Here is a 22,905-nt window from a genome sequence, read left to right on the forward strand (position 1 = left end):
CCGTGCTTCGGAGCAGTTTTGAGAAAATGGCAGACGGTAATCGATTCTTCCCGGCCTCGCGCCTGATCCTCGCCGCCTTGGTGGCGGGCGCGCTGGCCGGTGCGGTCGCGGTATATGTCAGCGAGAGCCGGTCTGGCAACAATGCACCGGCACAAGCTGCCGTGGGTGAGAGCAAGGACGACGTGGCCTGCGCGGCCAAGAGCGACCGCGCCAAGAAAGTCGCGGCGTCGGCCACCGGTGAGGTCGCGGCACTTTTGCCGGCCGATCCGCCTCAATCCCTGAAGAGCCTTGCCTTCAATGGTCCGGACGGCAAGCCGATGACGCTTGCCGATCATGCCGGCAAGACGGTGCTGCTCAATCTGTGGGCGACATGGTGCGCGCCGTGCCGTGCCGAAATGCCGGCGCTCGATGCGCTGCAGAAGGAAAAGGGCAGCGACGCCTTTCAAGTGGTCGCCGTCAATGTCGATGCCGGTGACGATGTGAAGCCGAAGAAGTTCCTCAGCGATACCGGCGTCGCGACGCTCGGCTATTACCGGGATTCGACGATGGCGCTGTTCAACGACCTCAAGAAGCGCGGCCTGGCGCTAGGCCTTCCCGTCACCATGCTGATCGACGGCGAGGGCTGCCTGATCGCCCATATGAACGGCCCGGCCGAGTGGTCGGGGCCGGACGCCAGGCGGCTGGTCGAGACGGCACTCAAGCCCGAGAGTCTTTAAGCCCTATTCAGGCCAAGGACAGGCGCGGGCGCGAAGGCCAGAACGCTTCTGTCGCGCAAGCTGGCGGGTTTGCTGCCGGCAGCGGGCGCGACGACACCGGTCAGCTCGCCGAATTCCTCGATGAGAGCTGGCCTGCCGATATAGTAGCCCTGACCGATCTCGCAAGCTTCGGCGTCCAGGAATTTCAGTTCGCCGAGCGTCTCGACACCCTCCGCCAGAACCGGCAGGCCGAGACCGCGTCCAAGTCCCAGGACGGCGCGCACGATCGCGGCGACCTGGCCGTTCTTGTCGACGGACTTGATGAAGGAACCATCGATCTTGATCTTGTCGAAGGGGAAGGCGCGAAGGTTGGAGAGCGAGGAATAGCCGGTTCCAAAATCGTCCATGGCCACGCGCACGCCCAGCGCCTTGACCTGCCGCAAGGTGGCCAGCGCCCGCGGCATGTCCTTGACAAGCGCCGTCTCGGTGATCTCAAGCTCGAGCCTGCCGGGAGCGAGACCGGAATTCAGCAATGTTTCGTGGACCTTGCGGCTGAAATTCGTGTTGTGGAGCTGCACTGCCGAAACGTTGACGGCCACCGTCAGCGGATTTTCCCAGCGGGCGGCTTCCTCGCAGGCAGCCGTCAGCACCCATTCGCCAATCTGGCCAATGGCTCCGCTGTCTTCGGCCACCGGGATGAATATGCTCGGCGACACGTCGCCGCGCGTCGGATGGCGCCAGCGGACCAGCGCTTCGAAGCCGACCATCTTTCCGCTGCTGATCTCTTTCTGCGGCTGGTAGACGAGGTAGAACTCCTGGCGCGCGACTGCCTGGCGCAATTCGTGCTCCATCACGCGCTTGTCGCGGGCCTCGGCCCCCATCGAGGCCTCGAAATAGCGGTAGGTGTCCTTGCCTTCGGTCTTGGCCCGGTAGAGTGCCGTATCGGCGTGGCTTATCAGGCTTGCCTGGTTTTCGGCATCCGATGGATAAAGCGCAATGCCGATGCTGGCCGACACCAGGCCGCCGCCGACTGAGAGCCGGTTTTCCTCGCGCATGGCGGTCAGCACCGCATCGGCGATACGGCCTGCCTCCAACGGGTCGGTCAGGTTCGGCGCGACGATGGCGAATTCGTCGCCGCCCAGTCGCGCCACCATCTGTCCTTGGCGAAGAATGCCGGTAACGCAGTGCGCAACCTTCTGCAGCATGGCGTCGCCCGCGCCGTGTCCATACAGATCGTTGACCTCCTTGAACCGGTCGAGATCAAGCAACAGAAGCGCAAGGTGGCCGCCTTTCCTGGCCCGGCCCATCGCGGCAATTTCTGTCTCCAGCCGGCCGGAAAAGCTGCGGCGATTGGCCAGTCCGGTCAGTGGATCGAAATGGGCGAGGCGCAGGATCTCCTGTTCCGCCTTCTTGCGCTCGCGAATGTCGCGGACCGCGACCACGTTGTGAGGCTTGCCACAATAGTCGATGCTCCTGGCGATCAGCTCGACAGGAATGCTCGTGCCATCGCGGCCGCTCAATTCGGCCTCCTGCGGCTGTTCGCCGAAGCCCGACATATCGGACCCGAAGAGATCGCCAAGCTGCATGCCGTTCAGCGTCGCTGTTGCGATGCCCGTCAGTGTCGCCATGCTGTCATTGGCACTGATGATGCGGTTGCCGTCGCAGACGATCAGCCCCTCCACGGCGGCATTGGCCAGGCCGTGCATGCGGTCGACCTCGAGCTTCTGGCGACGGAAGCGCAAATCGATCCACAGCGCCGATGCCGACAGAACCAGGATCACCAGTGTGGCGGCAGCGGCCGCGAAAGCCTGCGAGGTCGGCTCGATCGTGTACTCGGATATGACGATCGAGGGATCGGGAAAGATCGAGACGGCACCCATGCCGATGAAATGCAGGGTGCAGATTGCCAGCGTCAGCAGCACCGCGCCGCCGGATGTCGCCTTCAAGGAGGGTCGGCGCTGCACGACACGCAGCGCCAGCGCCGCGAGCGTCACGCCGGCCAGAAGGGAAACGGCGACAAGCAACAGGTTCCACTCGATGCGGCCCTGAACCTCGAACGCCGCCATACCGATGTAGTGCATGGCCGCGATACCGCCGCCCAGCACGGCGCCGCCGACGAGATGATAATCGAACTCATTCCGCAAGGTGGCGATCCACATGCCGGCTGCCGTCAGAGTGACCGAAGCAGCGAGCGAAAGCACGGAGAGTGCGGGATCGTAAGCACTGGGTATGCCCGGCGTGAATGCGAGCATGGCGATGAAGTGCGTTGCCCAGATGCCGAAGCCGGTCGAAGTGGCCGCGATCATCAGCCAGGCAAGCCGGTTTCGATCGGTGGAGCGGCTTATGTGATGAAGCAGGTTGACGGCAGAGAAACAGGAAATTCCGCAGATCAGCGCAGCGAGTGCGACCAGTCTCAGATCGTGTTCGTTGACGATACAATTGTAGACCGTCAGCATTTTATTTCACCTGATCTTTGAAAATAAACAGGGCAGCAGTATCGAGTAGCGCTTTGCCGTTGAGGGATCGATAAAGTCGCCTGCAACCCTGGCGTGTCTCGTCGGGTTGCAGCGGCTGCAATCAGGGCTGCCACGCCGAAAGTCAGCTTGGCAGTCCCGACGGTGGTTTCTGGCGCGCTTGTCGTCCCGCTGAGCCGGCTAACCGTGTCGCTTTCCATGCATCCAAACGGAGGCGAGCGTTGCGTTAGGTAAAGGGTGAAGTTCGTCAATCTGCAACAAAACCGTTGTCTGATTGTCATGAGCGACACATATTGCCTCTGCGGGAGTGCCCCTTTCGCCAATGACAAACGGGAGATGAAACATGAAGTCCTTCGGCTTCGCGGCCGGTGTTGCCGCCACCTTTATGCTGCTTTCCTCAACCTCCGCTTTTGCTGTCACGCAGATCAGCTGGTGGCACGCCATGACTGGTGCCAATGCCGAGGTCGTCGACAAGATCTCCAAAGATTTCAATGCCAGCCAGAGCGACTATGAGCTCGTTCCGGTGTTCAAAGGCACGTATCCCGAGACGCTGAATGCCGGCATCGCCGCCTACCGCGCGGGCCAGGCGCCAGACATTATCCAGGTATTCGACGTCGGCACCGGCGTGATGATGGCAGCCGAAGGCGCAATCAAGCCGGCAGCCGATGTGTTGACCGGCGCAGGAATGACCTTCGACAAGAGCCAGTATCTGCCAGGCATAGTCGGCTATTATTCGAAGCCGGACGGCACCATGCTCTCCTTCCCCTACAACTCCTCCTCGCCGATCCTTTATTACAACAAGGATATCTTCAAGAAGGCTGGTCTCGACGTCGACAGCCCACCCAAGACCTGGAATGAGGTGTGGGAAGATGCCAAGAAGATCAAGGCGAGCGGCGCGGCCGCCTGCGGCTACACCTCGACCTGGCTGACCTGGATCCATCTGGAGAATTTCGCGGCCTGGAATGATGTGTCATGGGCCACCCAGCAGAACGGTCTGGCCGGCGGCGATGTTGAGCTCAAGATCAATGCGCCGATTTTCGTCAACCATTTCCAAGCGCTCGCAGACCTCGCCAAGGACGGCACCTTCAAATATGGCGGCCGCACCTCCGAAGCCAAGCAGATCTTCCTTGCGGGCGAATGCGGGATCATGACTGAATCCTCCGGCGGGCTTGGCGATATCGTCAAGTCCGGCATGAATTACGGCATCGGCCAATTGCCCTACGACAGCGACGCCAAGGGCGCGCCGCAGAACACGACGCCGGGTGGCGCCAGCCTGTGGGTTTTCGCGGACAAATCCGATGAGGAATACAAGGGAGTGGCCGCTTTCTTCGCCTATCTGTCCAAGACTGACGTCCAGGAATACCTGCACCAGAAGTCGGGTTATCTGCCGGTAACGCTGGCGGCTTATGAAGCGACCAAGAAGTCCGGTTTCTATGACAAGAACGTCGGTCGCGAGACTCCGATCCTGCAGATGACGGGTAAGGCGCCAACCGACAATTCCAAGGGCGTACGTCTGCCGAACCTGCCGCAGGTGCGCGATATCCAGAACGAGGAGTTCGAGAAGATGCTCGCCGGCCAGCAAACCGCGCAGCAGGCACTCGACAATGCGGTTACGCGTGGCAATGCCGCAATCAAGGAAGCGCTGGGGAATTAGAGCGAGCGCAGGTCCTTGCTCTACGGCGTACCCACCTGTCCTGCCAGGCATCTCCCCTCGGCGAGGGGAGTTTTGCCGTGCCTTACGATTTCGCCAATGGTCGATGATGCCCAATCCGAAACGCTCATCAAAGCTATCCTGGCGGAGCCGGGTGCCGCATGGTGCCGCCCGCCTCATCACCTCGGAGTGGCTCCATGACCCCTCGCGTCGTGTTTCCCAACAAGGTTCTTCCCTATCTGCTTGTGGCGCCGCAACTGGCCATCACGCTCGTTTTTTTCTACTGGCCGGCCGGTCAGGCGTTCTACCAATCCATGCTCAGGCAGGATCCGTTCGGACTGAGGACCAAGTTCGTCTGGTTCGCCAATTTCAGGAAAGTGCTTGCCGATCCGGCCTACTTGAACTCGATCAAGGTCACGGTGGTGTTTTCCCTGGCGACCGCTATCGTCGCCATGTGCGTGGCGCTCCTGCTTGCGGTCATGGCAGAGAAGGTGGTGCGCGGCAAAGGTCTCTACCGCACGCTCTTGATCTGGCCCTACGCGGTGGCGCCGGCGATCGCCGGTATGCTGTGGCTGTTCCTCTTCAACCCGTCGATCGGGTCGCTGGCCTACATGCTGAGGAGTTTCGGCATCGCCTGGGATCCATTGCTCAACGGCACCCACGCCATGATCCTGCTGGTGTCCGCCGCTGCCTGGAAGCAGATCAGCTACAATTTCCTGTTCTTCGTCGCCGGCCTGCAGGCGGTGCCGAAAGCCTTGATCGAGGCGGCGGCCATGGACGGCGCCGGCGAGACCAAGCGATTCTGGACCATCGTCTTCCCGCTGCTTGCGCCGACGACCTTCTTCCTGCTGGTCGTCAACACCGTCTATGCCCTGTTCGACACGTTCGGCATCGTCCATGCCGTCACCGGGGGCGGTCCGGGCAAGACGACTGAGACGCTGGTCTACAAGGTCTACAATGACGGCTTCGTCAATCTGATCCTCGGTGACTCGGCGGCGCAGTCGGTCATCCTGATGGTCATCGTCATCTCGCTCACGGCCATCCAGTTCCGCTATGTGGAACGCAAAGTCCATTACGGCTGAGGGCGAGCGATGATCGGCCAGTCACCGCTCCGCACCGTCATCGCCCACGCCGTGCTGATCCTCGGCATATTGATCGTCGCCTTCCCGATCTACTACACGTTCGTTGCCTCGACGCAGACGCTGCAAACGATCCTCAGGCCGCCATTGCCGCTCCTGCCCGGCGATCAGTTCTGGAACAATTACACCGAAGCGCTGTTCGGCGGTGTCGGCCGTATCGGCGGCGTCAGCGTCGGCAGGCTGCTGCTCAACACCACGGTCATGGCGCTCGGCATCGCGGTGGGAAAGATCTTCATCTCGATCCTGTCGGCCTACGCGATCGTATTTTTCCGCTTTCCGCTGCGCATGACCTTCTTCTGGCTGATCTTCATCACCTTGATGCTTCCCGTCGAGGTGCGCATCCTGCCGACCTACAAGGTGATGGTCGATCTCGGCATGATCGACACCTATGCCGGCCTGATCATCCCGCTGATCGCCTCGGCCACCGCCACATTGCTGTTTCGACAGTTTTTCATGACTATTCCAGGTGAACTGGTGGAGGCGGCGCGTGTTGACGGTGCGGGGCCGTGGCGCTTCTTCTTCGATATCCTGTTGCCGCTGTCGCGGACAAACATCGCGGCGCTGTTCGTCATCCTCTTCATTTATGGCTGGACCCAGTATCTGTGGCCGTTGCTCGTCACCAACAGCAGCAACATGAACACGATCGTCATCGCGCTCAGAAAGATGGTCTCCTTCGCCGATGCCGATACGCAATGGCACCTGGTCATGGTCACAGCGATGCTGGCCATCGTGCCGCCGATCCTGGTCGTGGTGCTGATGCAACGCTGGTTCGTTCGCGGCCTGGTCGATTCCGAAAAGTGAGAAGCTGATGGCGACCGTCGATCTGAAGGATGTGAAGAAGGTCTACCCCAGCGGTTTCGAGGCCGTGAAGGGCGTTTCAATCGCGGTTCCCGACAAGGAGCTTTGCGTGCTTGTCGGCCCATCGGGTTGCGGTAAGTCCACGCTGCTCAGAATGATCGCCGGGCTCGAAACCATCTCCTCGGGAACAGTTGCGATCGACGGCAAGATCGTAAACTTAATCGGCCCGACCGAGCGGGACATCGCCATGGTGTTCCAGAACTATGCGCTCTATCCACATATGAAAGTCTACGACAACATGGCCTATGGGCTGCGCAACCGCGGCACGCCGAAAGATGAGATCGACAGCCGGGTCCGCGCGACGGCGAAAATACTCGAACTTTCGGCGCTGCTCGACCGCCGCCCGCGCGAGCTTTCCGGCGGCCAGCGCCAGCGTGTCGCCATGGGTCGTGCCATTGTGCGCAACCCGAGGGTTTTCCTGTTCGACGAGCCGCTCTCCAATCTCGATGCCAAATTGCGTGGCCAGATGCGGGTCGAGATAAAGAACCTGCAACGCTCGCTTGGCGTCACGTCGGTCTATGTCACGCATGACCAGCTCGAGGCGATGACGCTGGCCGACATCCTCGTCGTCATGAATGCCGGACTGGTCGAGCAAATGGGGGCGCCGCTCGACGTTTACGAAAGGCCGGCCTCGACCTTCGTTGCTTCCTTCATTGGCGCGCCGCCGATGAATCTTCTGGCACTGACCGAAGGCGCCTCAGGCGCGGCGCTCGCAGATGGCACGGCGATCGCTTTCGCACCTCGGGAGGCAAGAGCTGCGACCCTCGGTTTTCGGCCCGAGGATGCCGACGTCACCTTCAATGCGGAGGCGCCGTCCGGCGCGCTCGTCCTGCCGGCGCTGGTCGAGGCAGTCGAACCGGTAGGCGCCGAAAGTTTCCTTCACTGTGCGGCAGGCGGCAACCGCATTGTCGTGCGTGTCGCGGGTCGCGCCACCGCCACGGTTGGCAACCAATTGCGCGTGGTTGCCAAGGCAGAAAAGCTGCACTGGTTCGATCAGGCCGGAAAGCGCGTCGGCTAATCCAAAGGATATGCCCACAACATTTCACCGTTTCACGGAAACGGCGAGCTGCTCTCTTTGCTTTGACGCAATTCCAGACGGAAAGCCGCTTCACACTTTTCCTAGAATTGCTCCAGGTTACCCCATACGGCGTTCAAGCGAAGACATGCGCCTTTCCCGATACGGTCAGCCGGACGATCTCGCCGACCGCCGGCGCGTCCATGCCCGGCTTGCGCAGGACCAGCGGCGTGTTGCCGATCGCTGCCGCATCGGGCGGATCGGCATTGTTCAAGAGCCGCACCGCGACCGTGCACATCGAGCCGGCGAATTCGGATTCCGTCACTTCGCCGAACAGCATGTCCGAGGTGCCGGACATGCCCTCGCGCGACGTTCTCTTCAGCGCGATCTGCTCCGGGCGAAGCATGATGCGGGCGATATCGCGGCTGTCATTGGTGTCGACCGCGATGCGGCCGAGCGGCGAGTTGGCGAAGCCATTCGATATCTTGGCCGGCAGGATGATGGCGTCGCCCAGGAATTCGGCGATCATCCTGTCCTTCGGCTTGAGATAGAGCTCGCGCGGCGTGCCGATCTGCGAGAACTTGCCGTCGCGCATCACCGCGACCTGGCTGGCGAAGGACAGCGCTTCGGCCTGGTCGTGCGTCACCAGGATGGTGGTGATGCCGGCAGCCTCAAGAAGCTCGGCCACCGCCTTGCGCATCGAGGCGCGCAGGCCGGTATCGAGCGCCGAGAACGGCTCGTCGAGAAGCATCAGCCTGGGCTTCATCGCCATGGCCCGGGCCAGCGCCACACGCTGCTGCTGGCCGCCGGAAAGCTCGTGCGGGCGGCGTTTGAGGATCGCCTTGTCGAGGCCGACGATGTAGGCGAGCTCGACGATGCGCTCAGTGCGCTTGTCCTCGCCGCGGCCCATGCCGAAACCGATATTGTCGCCAATGGTCAGATGCGGAAACAGGGCACCATCCTGCGCCACCACACCGATGCCTCGCCGATATGCCGGCACCGCAGCGCCGCCATTGGCCAATATGGCACCGTCGAGCGTGATGTGCCCCTGGTCCGGCGCCTCGAAGCCGGCAATCAGCCGCAGCAAGGTCGTCTTGCCGCAGCCGGAAGGACCGACGATCGCCGTGCGGTTGCCGCTGGCGACGCTCAGGTCGACGCCGGCAAGAGCCGCCACCGGGCCGTATTGCTTGTGCAGGCCGCCGATTTCGAGAAAACTCATCGTCCGGCCATCCGTTTCGACTGGACATAAAGCAGCCAGGTCAAGGGCAGCGACATCGCCACCATGATGAAGGCATAGGGTGCCGCCGAGGCATAATCAATCTCGCCACTGTAGGACCAGAACGCCATCGCCAGCGTGCGGGTGCCGTTCGGCGCCAGCATCTGGGTGGCAGTCAGTTCGTTCATGATGCCGAGCGCCACCAGCGCCATGCCGGCCGCGGCACCCGGCGCCGACAGGCGGATCGTGGTCGACCACAGCGCCTGCAGCGGCGGCCGGCCGAGGCTGGAAGCGGCGCGTTCGAGCTCGACCGGCGCCTGCGCGATAGATGCCCGCAGGCTGACCAGCGCGCGTGGCAGGAACATCAGCGCATAGGCCACCAGGATGGTGAACAGGGTCTGGTAGAGCGGCAGCGCGATGCGCACGGTGATGGTGACCAGCGCCAGTGCGATGACGACCCCGGGCAGCGAGCCGACAATGTAGTTGCAGCCCTCCAGAAGACGCTGCAATGGCCCCGGCGCGCGGATCGAGATCCAGGCCATCGGCATGGCGGCGACGGTGGCGAGCAATGCGCCGGCTAGCGCCAGGAACAGCGTCTGGCCAAGCGCCAGGCCGATCTCGTCCAAGCGCCAGACAGCGGCGCCGCCGGCGGCAAGCCAGCCGCCAATTGTGACGAACGGCACACCGAGCGCCAAAAGCGAGGTGACGACAAGCAAGAGCAGGCTCGGAATGGTGGCGCGCCCGAGGCTTGCGCGTTGTTGATGGCGCGCCGCGCCTGAGCCGACGCGGGCATAGCGCTCCTCGCCGCGCACCAGCACTTCGAGGCCGAGCAGCACGAAGCAGCAGCTGACCAGCACGCCGGCCAGCATGTTGGCGGCCGGTCCATTGAAGGTCGACTGGAACTGGTCGACGATCGCCGTGGTGAAGGTGTCGAAGCGGATGAAGACATAGAGGCCGTACTCGGCCAGCAGATGCAGCCCGACCAGCAGCGAGCCGCCGCAGATGGCGAGCCGCAATTGCGGCAGCACGACCCGCCAGAACACGCGCCGGGGCCCAAGGCCGAGTGCGGCGGCGGCGTCTTCCAGGGCGGGATCGAGACGGCGCAATGCCGCCGACACCGGCAGATACAGGAACGGGAAATAGGCGATAACGGAAACCAGTACGCCGGCCCACAGGCCGTGCAGTCCCGGCACCATGGTGATCCAGGCGTAGCTGTGCACGAAAGCCGGGATGGCGAGCGGCGCCACGCACAGCCAGGCCCAGAGCCGGGCGCCCGGCAGGTCGCTGCGCTCGGTCAACCAGGCCAGCGAAACCGACAGCACGATGGTGATCGGCACCGAGAGCGCGACCAGCAGGACTGTGTTGACCAGAAGCTCGCCGACACGCGGCCGGAAGACCAGTGCCGAGACTGTCTCCCAGCCAGTCTGCACCGCGATCCAGACGATGAAGGCGAGCGGCACCAGCGCCAGCAGTGCAACGAAGATGGCGGCGAGGACCAGCCAAAGCGGTGCGCGTCGCCGGGCCCTTCGGCCTGTTCCCGAAGGCAGGCCCGAGCGCGCGAGATCGACCGCGGACTGCATCAGGTCAGACGCCGTGCCGTTGCCGTCCAGCGGCAGCAATTGAAGGACCGCGATCGCGGTCGGGAACACAGCGTGTCGTCATCGACGAATGCCATCTCGAAAACAAAATCACTCCCGCGGAAAGCGAATTCCCGCGGGAGCGTGGTCGGGTGTCCTTTTAGGAGGAATGGCAACTAAAGCAAGCCGGCCGCCGTCATCAGGTCGGTGACCTTCTTGGAGTTCAGCGTCGTGGCGTCGACCTTCGGCGCCTGCAGATCGGCGAGCGGCACCAGCTTCGGGTTGGAGTCCGCACCCTTGCCGACCGCGTACTCGAAGGAATCGCCGGTCTTCAGCACGTCCTGGCCGCCCTTGCCGGTCAGCCATTTCAGGAACGCCTGGGCTTCCTTGGGATGCTTGCTCGAAGCCAGCACGCCGCCGCCGGAGATCGAGACGAAGGCGCCCGGATCCTGGTTCTTGAAATAGTGCAGCTCGACATTTTTGCTGTTTTCGCCGGTCTTGGCCTGATCGCCGAAGTAGTAATAGTGATAGATCACGCCGCCTTCGATCTCGCCGGCATTGACCGCCTTCATCACCGTGCTGTTGCCCTTGTAGGCGGTGAAATTGGTTTTCATCGCCTTCAGCCAGTCGGCGGTAGCGGCTTCGCCCTTGAGCTGGAGCAGGGCGCTGACGATGGCCTGGAAATCGGCGCCTGACGGGGAGGCGGCCCAACGGCCCTTCCAGCTCGGATCGGCGAGGTCCAGCATCGATTTGGGCAGTTGGTCGGCGGTCAGCTTGGTCTTGTTGTAGGCAAAGACCGTGCTGCGCGCGGCAACGCCGACCCATTTGCCGCTGGCCGGCTGATAGTCCTGCGGAACCTGCGCCAGCGTGTCGGCGTCGACCGGCGCGAACAGGCCGGCGCTTTCGACCAGCACCATGGCCGGCGAGTTTTCGGTCAGGAACACGTCGGCCGGCGAAGCAGCGCCCTCGGCGACGATCTGGTTGGAGAAGTCGCTGTCGCCGCCATTGCGCACGGTGACCTTGATGCCCGTTTCCTTGGTGAAGCCTTCGGCCCACGCCTTGGTCAGGCTTTCGTGCTGGGCGTTGTAGACAATGATGCCATCCTCTTGCGCCTTTGCCGGACCGGCGATCAGGCTGATTGCCAGCGCGGTGGCGCCGGCGAGGGTGGAAAGAGCGTATTTCATGGCATTGTCCTCGATTTCGGGGCTTTGGTCTGTCACGGCTGCACCTATCGATACCTGACAGCAGTAGTCAACATTGTCGATGTGCTTCAATCGGTCGCTGACATGCAAAGGTCGGTGCCGGACGGACAAATCCGCGTGATGCTCCCGGTTAGGCGGTGCCGCAAACTTTCGTGATTTGCCGACAGTTTGCCTTGGACATTATTTCGCCGGCCACGTAACAAATCAGCGCCGAGACGCGAAAATCGGGGAGTGAACTCTTGTGAGCGGCAAGGACGAGGCCGAACTTTCCCGGCTGATGCGGGCCGCGATCGCGGGAGATGAAAGGGCTTACGCCGACTTTCTGCACCGGATTGCCGCGCTGGTTCGCGGTTTTGTCCGGCGCAAGATCGTGCAGGGCGGGGTCGATCCCGAGGATGTCGTGCAGGAAACCTTGCTGGCCATTCATGTAAAACGGCATACCTGGCGTCAGGATGCGCCGGTTTTGCCGTGGATTTACGCGATCGCCCGCTTCAAGCTGATCGATGCGTTCCGGCGGCGTGGACGGCGCATCGAGATCGACGTCGACGATATCGCCGAGACGTTCGCCGAGCCGGAAACCGAGACCGTCAGCGAGCGCGACATCAACCGGGCATTGGACAGCCTGTCGCCGGCACAGCGCTCCGTGGTCTCGGCCGTGTCGGTGGAAGGTCGCTCGATCGGAGAGACGGCGGCAAAGTTCGGCATCAGCGAGACGGCGGTGCGTGTGTCGCTGCATCGCGGACTTGCCGCGATAGCCAAGCGATTCGGGCAGGGGCGGTTCGGGCGGGAATGACATGAGGACGGACGATCTCATCAAGGCGCTGGACGCCGATGCAGGCAGCAAGGCGATGCCGTTGCAATCTGCCTGGTGGATGGCCGCAGGCGCGGCAGCGGTGATCGCGGCCGTGGTTTTCCTGCTGACCATCGGGCCGCGCCCGGACTTCATGGCGGCCGCGCACACGATGCGCTTTCTTTCCAAATTCGTCTTCACCGTCGTGCTTGCCGTCAGCGCTTTCGCCCTGATCCGCGCCTTGTCGACACCGGGTGCCTCGACGGGCCGGGCGATGGCCTGGATGGCCGCGGCGCCGGTGCTGGTAGCCGTGGCGGTGGTTCTGGAGCTTTTCATGGTGCCGGAGGCGCTGTGGGGCACAAGGATGGTCGGCTCCAACATGATGATCTGCATGGGCTTCATCCCGCTGATCGGCCTCGGTCCGCTTGCCATCTTCCTGTGGATGCTGCGCTACGGGGCCCCGACACGGCCGGTGCTTGCCGGTGCGGTGGCGGGCCTGCTCGCCGGCGGGCTGGCGGCAACCTTCTATGCCGCCCACTGCTTCGACGACTCGCCGCTTTTCGTCGCCACCTGGTACACGATAGCGATCGCAGCGCTCGCATTGCTCGGCGCGCTCGGCGGACGGTTTTTCATACGCTGGTAGCGTTTCGTAGCGATCGCGGACCCGTGCACCGATCCTTAATCATGCCGGCAATTGTTTGCCGGTTAGCGATGGCGCCGGCAGGCCGGACGCAACCTTTCCTTAAAATCGATCCGCCAAGGTTGATGCGAGAACATGCGTTTGCGCACGGGGGTGGCACGTATCGTGATGTGGCGAGGATTGACCAGCCGAAAATCTCTTGGGCATGCAGGGCTGGCGTTGCTCGTCGCCGGCCTGGGCGTGCTGGCGACCTCGATCCTGCTGTCGCGCCTGGATTTCGGCACCGAAGCCTTGAAGCTCTGTCTGCAGATCGCTGTGGCGGTGGCGGTGGGCGCGCTGTTCCTCGCCGCCCTGTCCATCCGCAGGATCAGCAGGGATCGCCAGCAGATCGCCGAGAGCGAGCTGCGCTTCCGCCGCGCCATGGAGGATTCGGCGATCGGTATCGTCGTCGTCGGTCTTGACGGGCGCATCCGCCAGACCAATCCGGCCTTCGCTGCCATGCTTGGCTACACGAGCGAAGAGATCGAGGCGCTGACTTTCTTCCAGATCACGCATCCCGACGATCTGCTGATCGGGCGGGAGACGATGGACGATCTAAAGGCGGGCACGGTCAATTCCTTCCACTTCGAGAAGCGGTATCTCAGGAAGGACGGAACGCCCGTCTGGGCCCATCTTGCCGGTTCGGTCATTCGCGATGAGACCAGCGGCCGCCCGCTCTATCTCGTCTCGCAAATCGAGAACATCGACGCGCGCAAGCAGGCCGAGGCGCGCATTGCCGAAGCGGAGACGCGTTGGAATTTCGCGCTCGCCGGTGCCGGCCAAGGCGTCTGGGACCTCGACATGCGCAAGGGCGGCACGACCTATTCCTCGACCTGGGTCAAGATGCTGGGCTATGCGGATGGCGAGCTCGATGGCGACACCGACCGCTGGCTGGAGATGATTCATCCCGACGATCGCGAGACTGTCGCCGAAGCCGATCGCGCCCATCTCGAGGGCAAGACGCCGTTCTTTGAGGCCGAGTTCAGGATGCGCCACAAGGATGGCCACTGGATGTGGATACTCGACCGCGGCAAGGCCATCGAGCGCGACGAGGATGGACGGCTGATCAGGGCCATTGGCAGCCTGACCGACATCACCCGCCGCAAGGAAGCCGAAGAGCGCCTCACTGTGTCGGCGGCAATGCTTGCCGATGAAAAGGAGCGGCTGAGGGTGACGCTGCAATCGATCGGCGATGCCGTCATCTGCACCGATGCCACAAACCGTATCACCTTCATGAACCCGGTCGCCGAAAAGCTGACCGGGATTGCCGGCGGCGAGGCTCTCGGCAAGATGCTTGGCCATGTCTACTGGGCGGTCGACGAGGAGACGGGGCACAGGATCGGCGTGACCCGGCCCGCGGTTGGCGTTCCTGCGCCCGCCGACCAGAACAGCCGCGCCGTCCTTATTCGGCGCGACGACACGCGCTGCAGCATCCGCCAGGTGGTGTCGCCGATCGTCAACGAACGGAACGAATTCTGCGGGCTGGTCATCGTCTTCCAGGACTTTACCGATGCGCGCGCGCTGCAGCGCCAACTGGCACACGCCGCGGCACACGATGCGCTGACCGGCCTTGCCAACCGCTCCAGCTTCATTCGCGCCATGGAGGGCCTGGTCGGTCAGGCGCGCAAGGACATCACCTCGGGCAAAGGCACCGGGCACCAGTTCATGTTCATCGATCTCGATCACTTCAAACTGGTCAACGATACGGGTGGCCACGCGGCGGGAGACGCGCTGCTGAAGCGGGTTGCCGAGGCGGTTCGAGGCGTGCTTGGTCCAGACGACATCGTCGCTCGCCTCGGCGGCGACGAATTCGCGGTCGTTCTGAAATCGGGTTCGGCAGCCGGCGCCAAGATCGCGGCGCGCTCCATCATCGATGCGATACGCAGCCTGGATTTCACCTGGGACGGCCGTCCTCACGTGATCGGCGCCAGCATCGGGCTGGCTGCGATCAACGCCAATTGCGGTGAAGTCGACGAGATCATCGCCAGGGCCGATGCGGCTTGCTATGCGGCCAAGGCGGCTGGCCGTGGCTGCGTTTGCGTCGCCCCGAACGGCGAGAGCATGGCCATCAGGGAAGAACCGCCCGAGCCACTGGCCGCCGCGTCCTGATCAGAGCCGGTCCGGAAAGCCTGCTGCTGACGCGGACCTGATCAGCGCGTCGGCACGGGATGCTCGCCGCGATAATCGTAAAAACCACGCCCGGTCTTGCGGCCGAGCCAGCCGGCCTCGACATATTTTACCAGCAGCGGGCAAGGGCGGTATTTCGAGTCCGACAGGCCGTCATGCAGCACCTGCATGATGGACAGGCATGTATCGAGCCCGATGAAGTCAGCCAGCTGCAGCGGCCCCATCGGATGGTTGGCGCCGAGCCGCATGGCGGTGTCGATGGCATCGACCGAGCCGACGCCCTCATAGAGCGTGTAGATCGCCTCGTTGATCATCGGCAGCAGGATGCGGTTGACGATGAAGGCCGGAAAATCCTCCGAGACCGTGATCGTCTTGTCGAGCTGCTTCACATAGGTCTTGGCGGCCTCGAAGGTCTGGTCCTCGGTGGCGATGCCGCGCACCAGTTCGACCAGCTTCATCAGCGGCACCGGGTTCATGAAATGTATGCCGATGAACCGCTCGGGCCGGTCGGTCTGCGCGGCAAGCCGCGTGATCGAGATCGACGAGGTGTTGGTCGCCAGGATGGCTTCGGGATTGAGCTGCGGACAGAGCTGGGCGTAGATCTTGCGCTTGACCGTCTCGTCCTCGGTCGCCGCCTCGATCACCAGATCGGCGCCAGCAAGATCGGCCATCGCGGGGGCGGCCGAAATTCGGCTCATCGCGTCGTTGCGCACCTTTTCGTCGAGCTTGCCCGACCCCACCTGGCGGGCCATGTTGCCGCTGATGGTGGCGATGCCCTTCTCGATGCGATCGGGCGATATATCGTAGATCAGCACCTTGTAGCCCGAAAGCGCGGAGACATGGGCGATGCCGCCGCCCATCTGGCCCGCGCCGATGATGCCGATCGTCTCGATCTTGCTCATTACACCGATCCCGTTCGGAGCCCTTCCGCATGAAATGCGAAAGCGCTCCACCTTTTTGTTTTATCGCAATTCCGGACGCAAAACCGCTGCGCACTTTTGCTGGAATTGCTTTTGGCCTTTGTGGCCTGGTTTTTGTGCAGTGCAAACTAAAAGGGTGGGGCGACTTCGTCTACCCCACCCTCACCATTTAATACGCTTTGGCGGAAAGCGTCAAAGCGCCTTTTGGAGTTCCGGCAGAATGACGAAGAGATCGCCGACGAGGCCGTAGTCGGCGACCTGGAAGATAGGCGCCTCCTCGTCCTTGTTGATGGCGACGATGACCTTCGAATCCTTCATGCCGGCGAGGTGCTGGATGGCGCCGGAGATGCCCACGGCAATGTAGAGATCGGGGGCAACCACCTTGCCGGTCTGGCCGACCTGCCAGTCGTTCGGCGCGTAGCCGGCATCGACGGCGGCCCGGGAGGCGCCGACGGCGGCACCGAGCTTGTCGGCGACCGGCAGGATGACCTCCTGGAACTTCTCCGCCGAACCCAGCGCACGACCACCCGAGATGATGATCTTGGCCGAGGTCAGCTCAGGACGATCGGTCTCGGAAAGCTTGTTCTCGACGAAGGTGGACAGGCCGGGATTGGCTGCCGCCTTGACGGACTCGACCGCCGCCGAGCCGCCCTCGGGGGCTGCCTGGAAGGAGGCGGTGCGGACCGTGATCACCTTCTTGGCGTCGCTCGACTGCACCGTCTGGATGGCATTGCCGGCATAGATCGGCCGCTTGAAGGTGTCGGGCGATACGACTTCGATGATCTCGGACACCTGCGCGACATCGAGCAGCGCAGCCACGCGCGGAGCGACATTCTTGCCCGACGAAGTCGCCGGCGCGATGATGGTGTCATAAGCGCCCGCCAGCGACACAATGAGCGCTGCCGTCGGTTCGGCCAGGCGCTCGGCAAGCTCGTCGGCTTCCGCCAACAGCACCTTGCTCACGCCCTTGAGCTTGGCGGCAGCGTCGGCTGCCGGCTTGGCGCCCTTGCCGGCAACCAGCACATGCACGTCCGAGCCGATCTGCAGGGCGGCCGACAGCGCCTTGGCGGTCTGGTCGGAAAGCGTTGCGTTGTCGTGTTCTGCGATGAGGAGAATAGCCATTTTCTGTTCCTTTCCCGATCGCTTACAGCACGCCGGCTTCGTTCTTCAGCTTGTCGACCAGCTCAGCGACGCTCTTGACCTTGACGCCTGCCTTGCGGCCACTCGGCTCCTCGGTCTTGATGACCTTCAGCCGCGGCTTGACGTCGGCGCCGTAGTCGGCCGGGGTCTTCTCGTCGAGCTGCTTCTTCTTGGCCTTCATGATGTTGGGCAGCGAAGCATAGCGCGGCTGGTTGAGGCGAAGGTCGGCGGTGACGATCACCGGCATCTTCAGTTCCACGGTCTGCAGGCCGCCATCGACTTCGCGCGTCACCTTGGCCTTGTCGCCGTCGAGCACGATCTTGGAAGCGAAGGTGCCCTGCGCCCAGCCAAGCAGTGCCGCCAGCATCTGGCCGGTCTGGTTCGAATCGTCGTCGATCGCCTGCTTGCCGAGAATGACGAGGCCGGGCTGCTCGGCGTCGACGACGCCCTTCAGCACCTTGGCGACGCCGAGCGGCTCGGTTTGTTCATCGGTCTTGACCAGGATGGCGCGGTCGGCACCCATGGCGAGTGCGGTACGCAGGGTTTCCTGCGCCTGCTGCGGGCCGATCGAGACGACGATGATTTCTTCCGCCTTGCCGGCTTCCTTCAGCCGGATTGCTTCTTCCACCGCGATCTCGTCGAACGGGTTCATCGCCATCTTGACGTTGGCGAGCTCCACCGCCGAACCGTCGGCCTTCACGCGAACCTTGACGTTCGCATCCACAACCCGCTTCACGGGCACAAGGATCTTCATTTGCCTGTCACCTCTTCACGCTAGTTGGGCGCGCTATAACAGCCTGCGCCCGTTCTGAGTTGTCGAAAGCCGACATTTCGGATGGAATTCTGGTCTTTGCCCGCCTTAGGCTGCGGCGGAGACGTTTCCGTAGTTGCGGCAACCCTGCACGTCAATACGCTGCAAGCGGCTCAAATCGGTTCAGTCCGAACTGGAAGCGTTTCCGCGCCCCCAGCGCGGCGTCGCGGCGGGTGGCTCAGGCGCCAATGGTTCAACGGCAGCTTGCGGCTGGTTGGGAGCGGCGGGCGCGACGTCCTCGTCGGCGCCGGCAAACAGCGGCACGCCGCGGCTGCGCAGGACGAGCACAAGAACGGCTCCGGCAATGATGCCGCCGATATGGCAGGCCCAGGAGATCTGGTCCTCGCCGCCGGCGGCAAACATCACCACCTGGAACAGCACCCACAGGATGAGCGGGATGAAGGCCGGAATCCGCAGCGGTATGCGGGCGAAGGCCAGCACCCAGACCTTCACCCTGGGATAAAGGATCAGATAGGCGACGACCACCCCGGCAATGGCGCCGGAGGCACCGATCAGCGGCGCCTGTGAATCCCAGGCGACGAGGCCCTGGAAGGCGGCGCCGGCAATGGCGCACAACAGATAGAAGATGAGGTAGCGGATGTGGCCGAGCGCATCCTCGACATTGTCGCCGAACACCCACAGGAACAGCATGTTGCCGCCGAGGTGGAAGATGTCTGCATGGAGGAACGAATAGGTGAGGTAGCTCAGGCTTTCGGGGATGACGATGAAACGGGGATCGAGCTCGGCGGTGTCATGGACGACCGACGGGATGAAGCCCAGGCCAAGGACGGCGGCATTGGAGAAACTCTCGCCGCCGAGCGCGGTGGCGAGGTAGACCAGGGCGTTGACCACGATCAGCCCGATCGTCACGTATTGCAGGCGGATGTGGCGCAGCCTGTTGGTGTCGTAAAGCGGGATGAACATGCCCCAGGCCCTCTTCCGCTTTCGACAATCAGCGGTTCTTGCCGGGAACCCATAGCACGTCGGCGTTTCCGTTGTCATTGACCGCCCGGGCGGCGACAAACAGGAAATCCGAGACGCGGTTGATGTATTTCAGACCGTCGCGGTTGACGTGTTCGCTGGGGTTCTGGGCCAGTGCCACCATCAGCCTTTCGGCTCGCCTTGCCACGGTGCGGGCAAGGTGAAGTGCCGCCGCTGCCGGCGTGCCGCCATTGAGCACGAAGGATTTGAGCGGCTGAAGCTCCTTGTTGAGAAGATCGATGTCCTTCTCGACCCGGTCGGTCTGCACGGCGACGATGCGCAGCGGCTCATAGCCGAGCGGCTTGCCGTCGTCGGGCACGGCGAGATCGGCGCCGAGGTCGAAGAGATCGTTCTGGATGCGGGAAAGCATGGCGTCGATCGCGGGATGGGCCGCGGCCGTGTGGACCCTGGCGATGCCGATGCAGGCATTGGCTTCGTCGACCGTGCCGTAGGCGTCTACCCGCAGATCGGATTTCAGCCGCCTCTCGCCGGTGCCGAGACCCGTGGTGCCATCATCGCCGGTGCGGGTGTAGATCTTGTTGAGCTTGACCATTTCGCCTCCCCGGCCGCCGATACCCTCACTTGCGGGTGAAATACACCGCCAGCAGGATCAGCACCAGCGCCACCGCCTGCAGCATGACGCGCGCCTGCATCAGCTTGTTCGAGGTGACGCCGGAGCCACCGCGCATCATGTTGATGAGGCCGCGAACAAGCACGATCACCACGGCGACCATGACCAGAATGGCGAGAATGTTGAAGACGGTTGCCATTGTTTCGTTCCAGTTGTTTGGCGTTCAGGCGCGTTTGGCCATCAGGCGGTAAAGCATCGATGCCGGCAGGACGCGTTTGAGCACCGCACCGATCTTGGCCGGCACTGTTACCACATAGTGCGGGCGCGGGCGCCGCGACAGAAGTGCATGGCGCAGCGCCGCATGAACCACTTCCGGCCCTGGTTTCAAGGCCGATTGGCTGCCGCCGGCCCGCAGCCGCTCGAGTTGCGCCGCATAGTCCACGCGGTGCACGGAATTCTCGTGGTCGATATTCCTGAGAAACCAAATGAGGCCGTTGCTGGCGATCTTCGATTTCACCGGCCCCGGCTCGATCAGCGAAACGTGGACGCCGCTGCCGGCCAGTTCCTGGCGCTGGCAGAGCATCAAGGCCTCCAGTGCATGCTTCGACGCCGAATAGGCGCCGCGGAAGCGCACCGGGACGAGGCCAAGGATCGACGAGCAGTGGACGATGCGGCCCTGACCCTGGCGGCGCATCACCGGCACCAGCCGGCTGGTCAGGTCATGCCAGCCGAAGAAATTCGCCTCGAACTGCTGCTTGAGTGCTGCAACGGGTAGATCCTCGACGGCGCCCGGTTGAGCATAGGCGCCATTGTTGAACAGGGCGTCGAGTCGGCCGCCCGTGCGATCGAGCACCGCAGTCACCAGCGCGGCGATGGAGTCCGGTTCGCAATAATCGAGATAGAAGGCCTCGATGCCATCGGCTTCGAGGGCGGCGATGTCCTGCGGCTTGCGCGCCGTTGCGAACACCCGCCAGCCTTCCGCCTTCAACGCGCGGGCGCAGTACGCGCCTATTCCCGAAGACGCACCGGTGATGATAATCGAGCGCAACTTCTGCGCCGGACTGTTCGTGGTTTCGCCAAGGGTTGCCATTTGCCGCAATCCCTTCCCATATTCCCGGCGTGGAGACAATTGGAGGGCGCGGTTCTTGTTGCGGAAGATCGTAGCCCTCAAGCGGGTCCTCTACGACGCGCTTGGCCATTTCAACACCGATGACGGTTGGGCCATGGCCAGCCATCTGGCGATCACCTCGCTGATGGCGCTGTTCCCGTTCCTGATCTTCGCGACGACGCTGGCGAGCTTCCTGGGCGCGCAGGCGTTCTCCGACACGGCCGTGCATCTGGTCTTCGACACCTGGCCCGAACAGATCGCCAAGCCGATCGCGCGCGAAGTGCTCAATGTGCTGACCGTCAGGCGCACCGACCTTTTGACCTATGGTGTGGTGCTTGCGGCCTATTTTGCGTCGAACGGCATCGAGGCGCTGCGCACGTCGCTCAACCGAGCCTACCGCGTTTCGGAAACGCGCGGCATCATCTACCGCCGGGTGCAGAGCATCATCTTCGTTCTCATCGCCACGGCCGGTTTCCTGGCGATCAGCGTGCTCCTGGTGTTCGCGCCGCTGCTGGCGCGGCTCGCCGAAGCCCATATCGACTGGATCAAGCCCTATATGGGCACCATCACGCTGTGGCGTTACGTCATCGCTTCGGCGGTCATCGTCGGCGGATTGTTTGCCGTGCATTTCTGGCTGCCGGCGGGCAAGCGCCGCTTCGTCTCGCTGGTGCCGGGCATCGTCTTCACGCTGGCGGCATGGCTTATCGGTTCGACCATCTTCGCCACCTATCTCGACCACTTCTCGTCCTATGTGACGACCTATGCCGGCCTGGCCTCGATCATGATCGCCGTGGTCTTCCTCTACATGGTGTCGGCGATCTTTATCCTCGGCGGCGAGCTCAATGCCGCGATCAGCCGCTATCTGGAGGCACGTGCGCGGGTGGGATGACAGGTGGAATTGAGGAATTGAAGAACTGAAGAATTGGAGAAAAAGCGGGCCATATCCGGCGCTGTCTGTGCTTCTTCCTCAATTCCTCAATTCCTCAATTCCACAGTTCTTCCCTTGGCCTGCCGCGCCGTTGCCAGGCCAACGCCGAAGGTCGTGATCGCCATGCCGGCAATCTGCAGCGCGTTGAGCTGCTCGTCGAACAGGGCCCAGGCGATGACCGCCGTCACCGCCGGCACCAGGTAGAACAGCGACGCCACCTTCGACATCTCGCCGTCGCGGATCATCACCATCAGCAGGAAGATGGCGCCCAGCGACAGCACCAGCACCAGCCAGGCCATGGCGAAGATCAGCTCGCCATTGATGATGATCGTGTGGGTTTCGAAAGCGAGCGAGGCGAGGAGCATCAGCGAACCGCCGCCGACATATTGCCACATGGTCGCCGCGACGAGGTCGCCGCCGGAAGCGAAGCGCTTTTGCCAGATGGTGCCGGCGCTCATGCCGAGCACCGAGACCAGCGAGGCGGTCAATGTCGCCGCGGTCACGCCGCCGCCGAGCGCGCCGAGCTTCGGCCACAGCACGATGACGATACCTATGAGTCCGATGCCAAGACCAAGCCAGTGACGTGGCAGGATTGCCTCGCCGAGGAACTTGCCCGCAAGCACCGCCGTGATCAGCGGCTGCAGGCCGACGATGAGGGCCGAAAAGCCGGCCGGCATGCCCCTGTGGATGGCCCAGAATACGGCGCCGAGATAGACGCCGTGCATCAGGATACCGGCGCCGGTGGCATGCAGCGCCTCCTCGCGGGTGGCTCTCTTCGAGCCAAGCACAAGCATCAGGACGGCCAGCAGGATGGCGGCGATGACGAACCGCGCGGCGAGGAAGGTGAACGGCTCCGCCCACGGCATGGCATAGCGCGCGCCGATAAAGCCGGTCGCCCACAGGACGACGAAGGTGGCGGGGATGAACCGCTTGATGCTGTGCATGTTCCGCAGACCGCCGCGCTGGAGGGAGTTGATTGTGGCGCTGCTCTAATCCCGTTCACCCCGGCGCGCAAAGCGAAAC

General features: G+C 63.1%; 21 protein-coding genes. 9 read left to right on the top strand and 12 right to left on the bottom strand.

What is annotated here, in order from left to right; translation table 11 throughout:
- The first annotated feature begins 26 nt into the window (after positions 1 to 26).
- Entirely contained in the window at positions 27 to 716 is a 690-nt protein-coding gene (tlpA, locus tag MESCI2_RS0120035; protein ID WP_027038132.1) for a thiol:disulfide interchange protein TlpA, read from the top strand.
- On the opposite strand, the gene MESCI2_RS0120040 is transcribed toward tlpA, so the two are convergent.
- Entirely contained in the window at positions 713 to 3,151 is a 2,439-nt protein-coding gene (locus MESCI2_RS0120040) for a sensor domain-containing diguanylate cyclase (protein WP_027038133.1), read from the bottom strand. The genes tlpA and MESCI2_RS0120040 overlap by 4 nt on opposite strands.
- A gap of 361 nt (positions 3,152 to 3,512) precedes the next feature.
- Between MESCI2_RS0120040 and ugpB the strand changes: the two genes are divergently transcribed.
- The 4 genes from ugpB to MESCI2_RS0120060 all read left to right on the top strand — a co-directional run bounded on the left by ugpB (position 3,513) and on the right by MESCI2_RS0120060 (position 7,835).
- On the top strand, positions 3,513 to 4,823 hold the full coding sequence (gene ugpB, locus MESCI2_RS0120045) for a sn-glycerol-3-phosphate ABC transporter substrate-binding protein UgpB (RefSeq protein WP_027038134.1): 1,311 nt from the start codon (positions 3,513 to 3,515) through the stop codon (positions 4,821 to 4,823).
- A gap of 194 nt (positions 4,824 to 5,017) precedes the next feature.
- Entirely contained in the window at positions 5,018 to 5,902 is an 885-nt protein-coding gene (gene ugpA / locus MESCI2_RS0120050; RefSeq protein ID WP_027038135.1) for a sn-glycerol-3-phosphate ABC transporter permease UgpA, read from the top strand.
- A gap of 9 nt (positions 5,903 to 5,911) precedes the next feature.
- A complete protein-coding gene (gene ugpE / locus MESCI2_RS0120055) occupies positions 5,912 to 6,760 on the top strand; it encodes a sn-glycerol-3-phosphate ABC transporter permease UgpE (RefSeq protein ID WP_027038136.1) in 849 nt (282 codons plus the stop codon).
- Between the two features lie 7 nt (positions 6,761 to 6,767).
- Positions 6,768 to 7,835 (top strand): sn-glycerol-3-phosphate import ATP-binding protein UgpC, encoded by a 1,068-nt coding sequence (locus MESCI2_RS0120060; RefSeq protein WP_027038137.1) that lies wholly within the window; start codon positions 6,768 to 6,770, stop codon positions 7,833 to 7,835.
- Between the two features lie 133 nt (positions 7,836 to 7,968).
- Here MESCI2_RS0120060 and MESCI2_RS0120065 read toward each other — a convergent pair whose 3' ends face one another.
- From MESCI2_RS0120065 to MESCI2_RS0120075, 3 genes are all read right to left on the bottom strand, one after another.
- Complete coding sequence (locus MESCI2_RS0120065; protein ID WP_027038138.1) at positions 7,969 to 9,051, bottom strand: ABC transporter ATP-binding protein; 1,083 nt, start codon at positions 9,049 to 9,051, stop codon at positions 7,969 to 7,971.
- A complete protein-coding gene (locus MESCI2_RS0120070; protein ID WP_027038139.1) occupies positions 9,048 to 10,628 on the bottom strand; it encodes an ABC transporter permease in 1,581 nt (526 codons plus the stop codon). Before MESCI2_RS0120070 ends, MESCI2_RS0120065 begins: the two co-directional genes overlap by 4 nt.
- Before the next feature lie 173 nt (positions 10,629 to 10,801).
- A complete protein-coding gene (locus tag MESCI2_RS0120075; RefSeq protein ID WP_027038140.1) occupies positions 10,802 to 11,809 on the bottom strand; it encodes an iron ABC transporter substrate-binding protein in 1,008 nt (335 codons plus the stop codon).
- Between the two features lie 259 nt (positions 11,810 to 12,068).
- On the opposite strand from MESCI2_RS0120075, the gene MESCI2_RS0120080 reads away from it, so the two are divergent.
- The 3 genes from MESCI2_RS0120080 (at position 12,069) to MESCI2_RS0120090 (ending at position 15,405) form a co-directional block, all read left to right on the top strand.
- Positions 12,069 to 12,620, top strand: coding sequence for a sigma-70 family RNA polymerase sigma factor (locus tag MESCI2_RS0120080; protein WP_027038141.1), 552 nt, complete (start codon positions 12,069 to 12,071; stop codon positions 12,618 to 12,620).
- A gap of 1 nt (position 12,621) precedes the next feature.
- A complete protein-coding gene (locus MESCI2_RS0120085) occupies positions 12,622 to 13,260 on the top strand; it encodes an NrsF family protein (protein WP_027038142.1) in 639 nt (212 codons plus the stop codon).
- A gap of 132 nt (positions 13,261 to 13,392) precedes the next feature.
- Entirely contained in the window at positions 13,393 to 15,405 is a 2,013-nt protein-coding gene (locus tag MESCI2_RS0120090) for a PAS domain S-box protein (RefSeq protein ID WP_027038143.1), read from the top strand.
- Positions 15,406 to 15,446: 41 nt separating this feature from the next.
- On the opposite strand, the gene MESCI2_RS0120095 is transcribed toward MESCI2_RS0120090, so the two are convergent.
- The 7 genes from MESCI2_RS0120095 to MESCI2_RS0120125 form a co-directional block, all read right to left on the bottom strand.
- Positions 15,447 to 16,325, bottom strand: a complete 879-nt coding sequence (locus MESCI2_RS0120095; protein ID WP_027038144.1) for a 3-hydroxybutyryl-CoA dehydrogenase — start codon at positions 16,323 to 16,325, stop codon at positions 15,447 to 15,449.
- A gap of 210 nt (positions 16,326 to 16,535) precedes the next feature.
- A complete protein-coding gene (locus tag MESCI2_RS0120100; protein WP_027038145.1) occupies positions 16,536 to 17,465 on the bottom strand; it encodes an electron transfer flavoprotein subunit alpha/FixB family protein in 930 nt (309 codons plus the stop codon).
- Between the two features lie 22 nt (positions 17,466 to 17,487).
- On the bottom strand, positions 17,488 to 18,237 hold the full coding sequence (locus MESCI2_RS0120105) for an electron transfer flavoprotein subunit beta/FixA family protein (protein WP_027038146.1): 750 nt from the start codon (positions 18,235 to 18,237) through the stop codon (positions 17,488 to 17,490).
- A gap of 180 nt (positions 18,238 to 18,417) precedes the next feature.
- A complete protein-coding gene (locus MESCI2_RS0120110; RefSeq protein ID WP_027038147.1) occupies positions 18,418 to 19,218 on the bottom strand; it encodes a rhomboid family intramembrane serine protease in 801 nt (266 codons plus the stop codon).
- 28 nt (positions 19,219 to 19,246) lie between these two features.
- A complete protein-coding gene (locus MESCI2_RS0120115; RefSeq protein WP_027038148.1) occupies positions 19,247 to 19,828 on the bottom strand; it encodes a cob(I)yrinic acid a,c-diamide adenosyltransferase in 582 nt (193 codons plus the stop codon).
- 25 nt (positions 19,829 to 19,853) lie between these two features.
- Positions 19,854 to 20,045 (bottom strand): twin transmembrane helix small protein, encoded by a 192-nt coding sequence (locus tag MESCI2_RS0120120; protein ID WP_027038149.1) that lies wholly within the window; start codon positions 20,043 to 20,045, stop codon positions 19,854 to 19,856.
- Between the two features lie 24 nt (positions 20,046 to 20,069).
- Positions 20,070 to 20,936, bottom strand: a complete 867-nt coding sequence (locus tag MESCI2_RS0120125; RefSeq protein WP_081738817.1) for an SDR family oxidoreductase — start codon at positions 20,934 to 20,936, stop codon at positions 20,070 to 20,072.
- Positions 20,937 to 20,991: 55 nt separating this feature from the next.
- Here MESCI2_RS0120125 and MESCI2_RS0120130 point away from each other — a divergent pair, with 55 nt between their 5' ends.
- The gene (locus MESCI2_RS0120130) at positions 20,992 to 21,843 is read left to right on the top strand and encodes a YihY/virulence factor BrkB family protein (RefSeq protein ID WP_013529430.1); all 852 of its coding nucleotides are present in this window, start codon (positions 20,992 to 20,994) and stop codon (positions 21,841 to 21,843) included.
- Positions 21,844 to 21,929: 86 nt separating this feature from the next.
- Here the strand turns inward: MESCI2_RS0120130 and MESCI2_RS0120135 are convergent, their stop codons facing one another.
- The gene (locus tag MESCI2_RS0120135; RefSeq protein WP_027038151.1) at positions 21,930 to 22,826 is read right to left on the bottom strand and encodes a DMT family transporter; all 897 of its coding nucleotides are present in this window, start codon (positions 22,824 to 22,826) and stop codon (positions 21,930 to 21,932) included.
- Positions 22,827 to 22,905 lie beyond the last annotated feature (79 nt).

The sequence above is a fragment of the Mesorhizobium ciceri WSM4083 genome (genome assembly GCF_000519305.1).
Classification (GTDB): Bacteria; Pseudomonadota; Alphaproteobacteria; order Rhizobiales; family Rhizobiaceae; genus Mesorhizobium; species Mesorhizobium ciceri_B.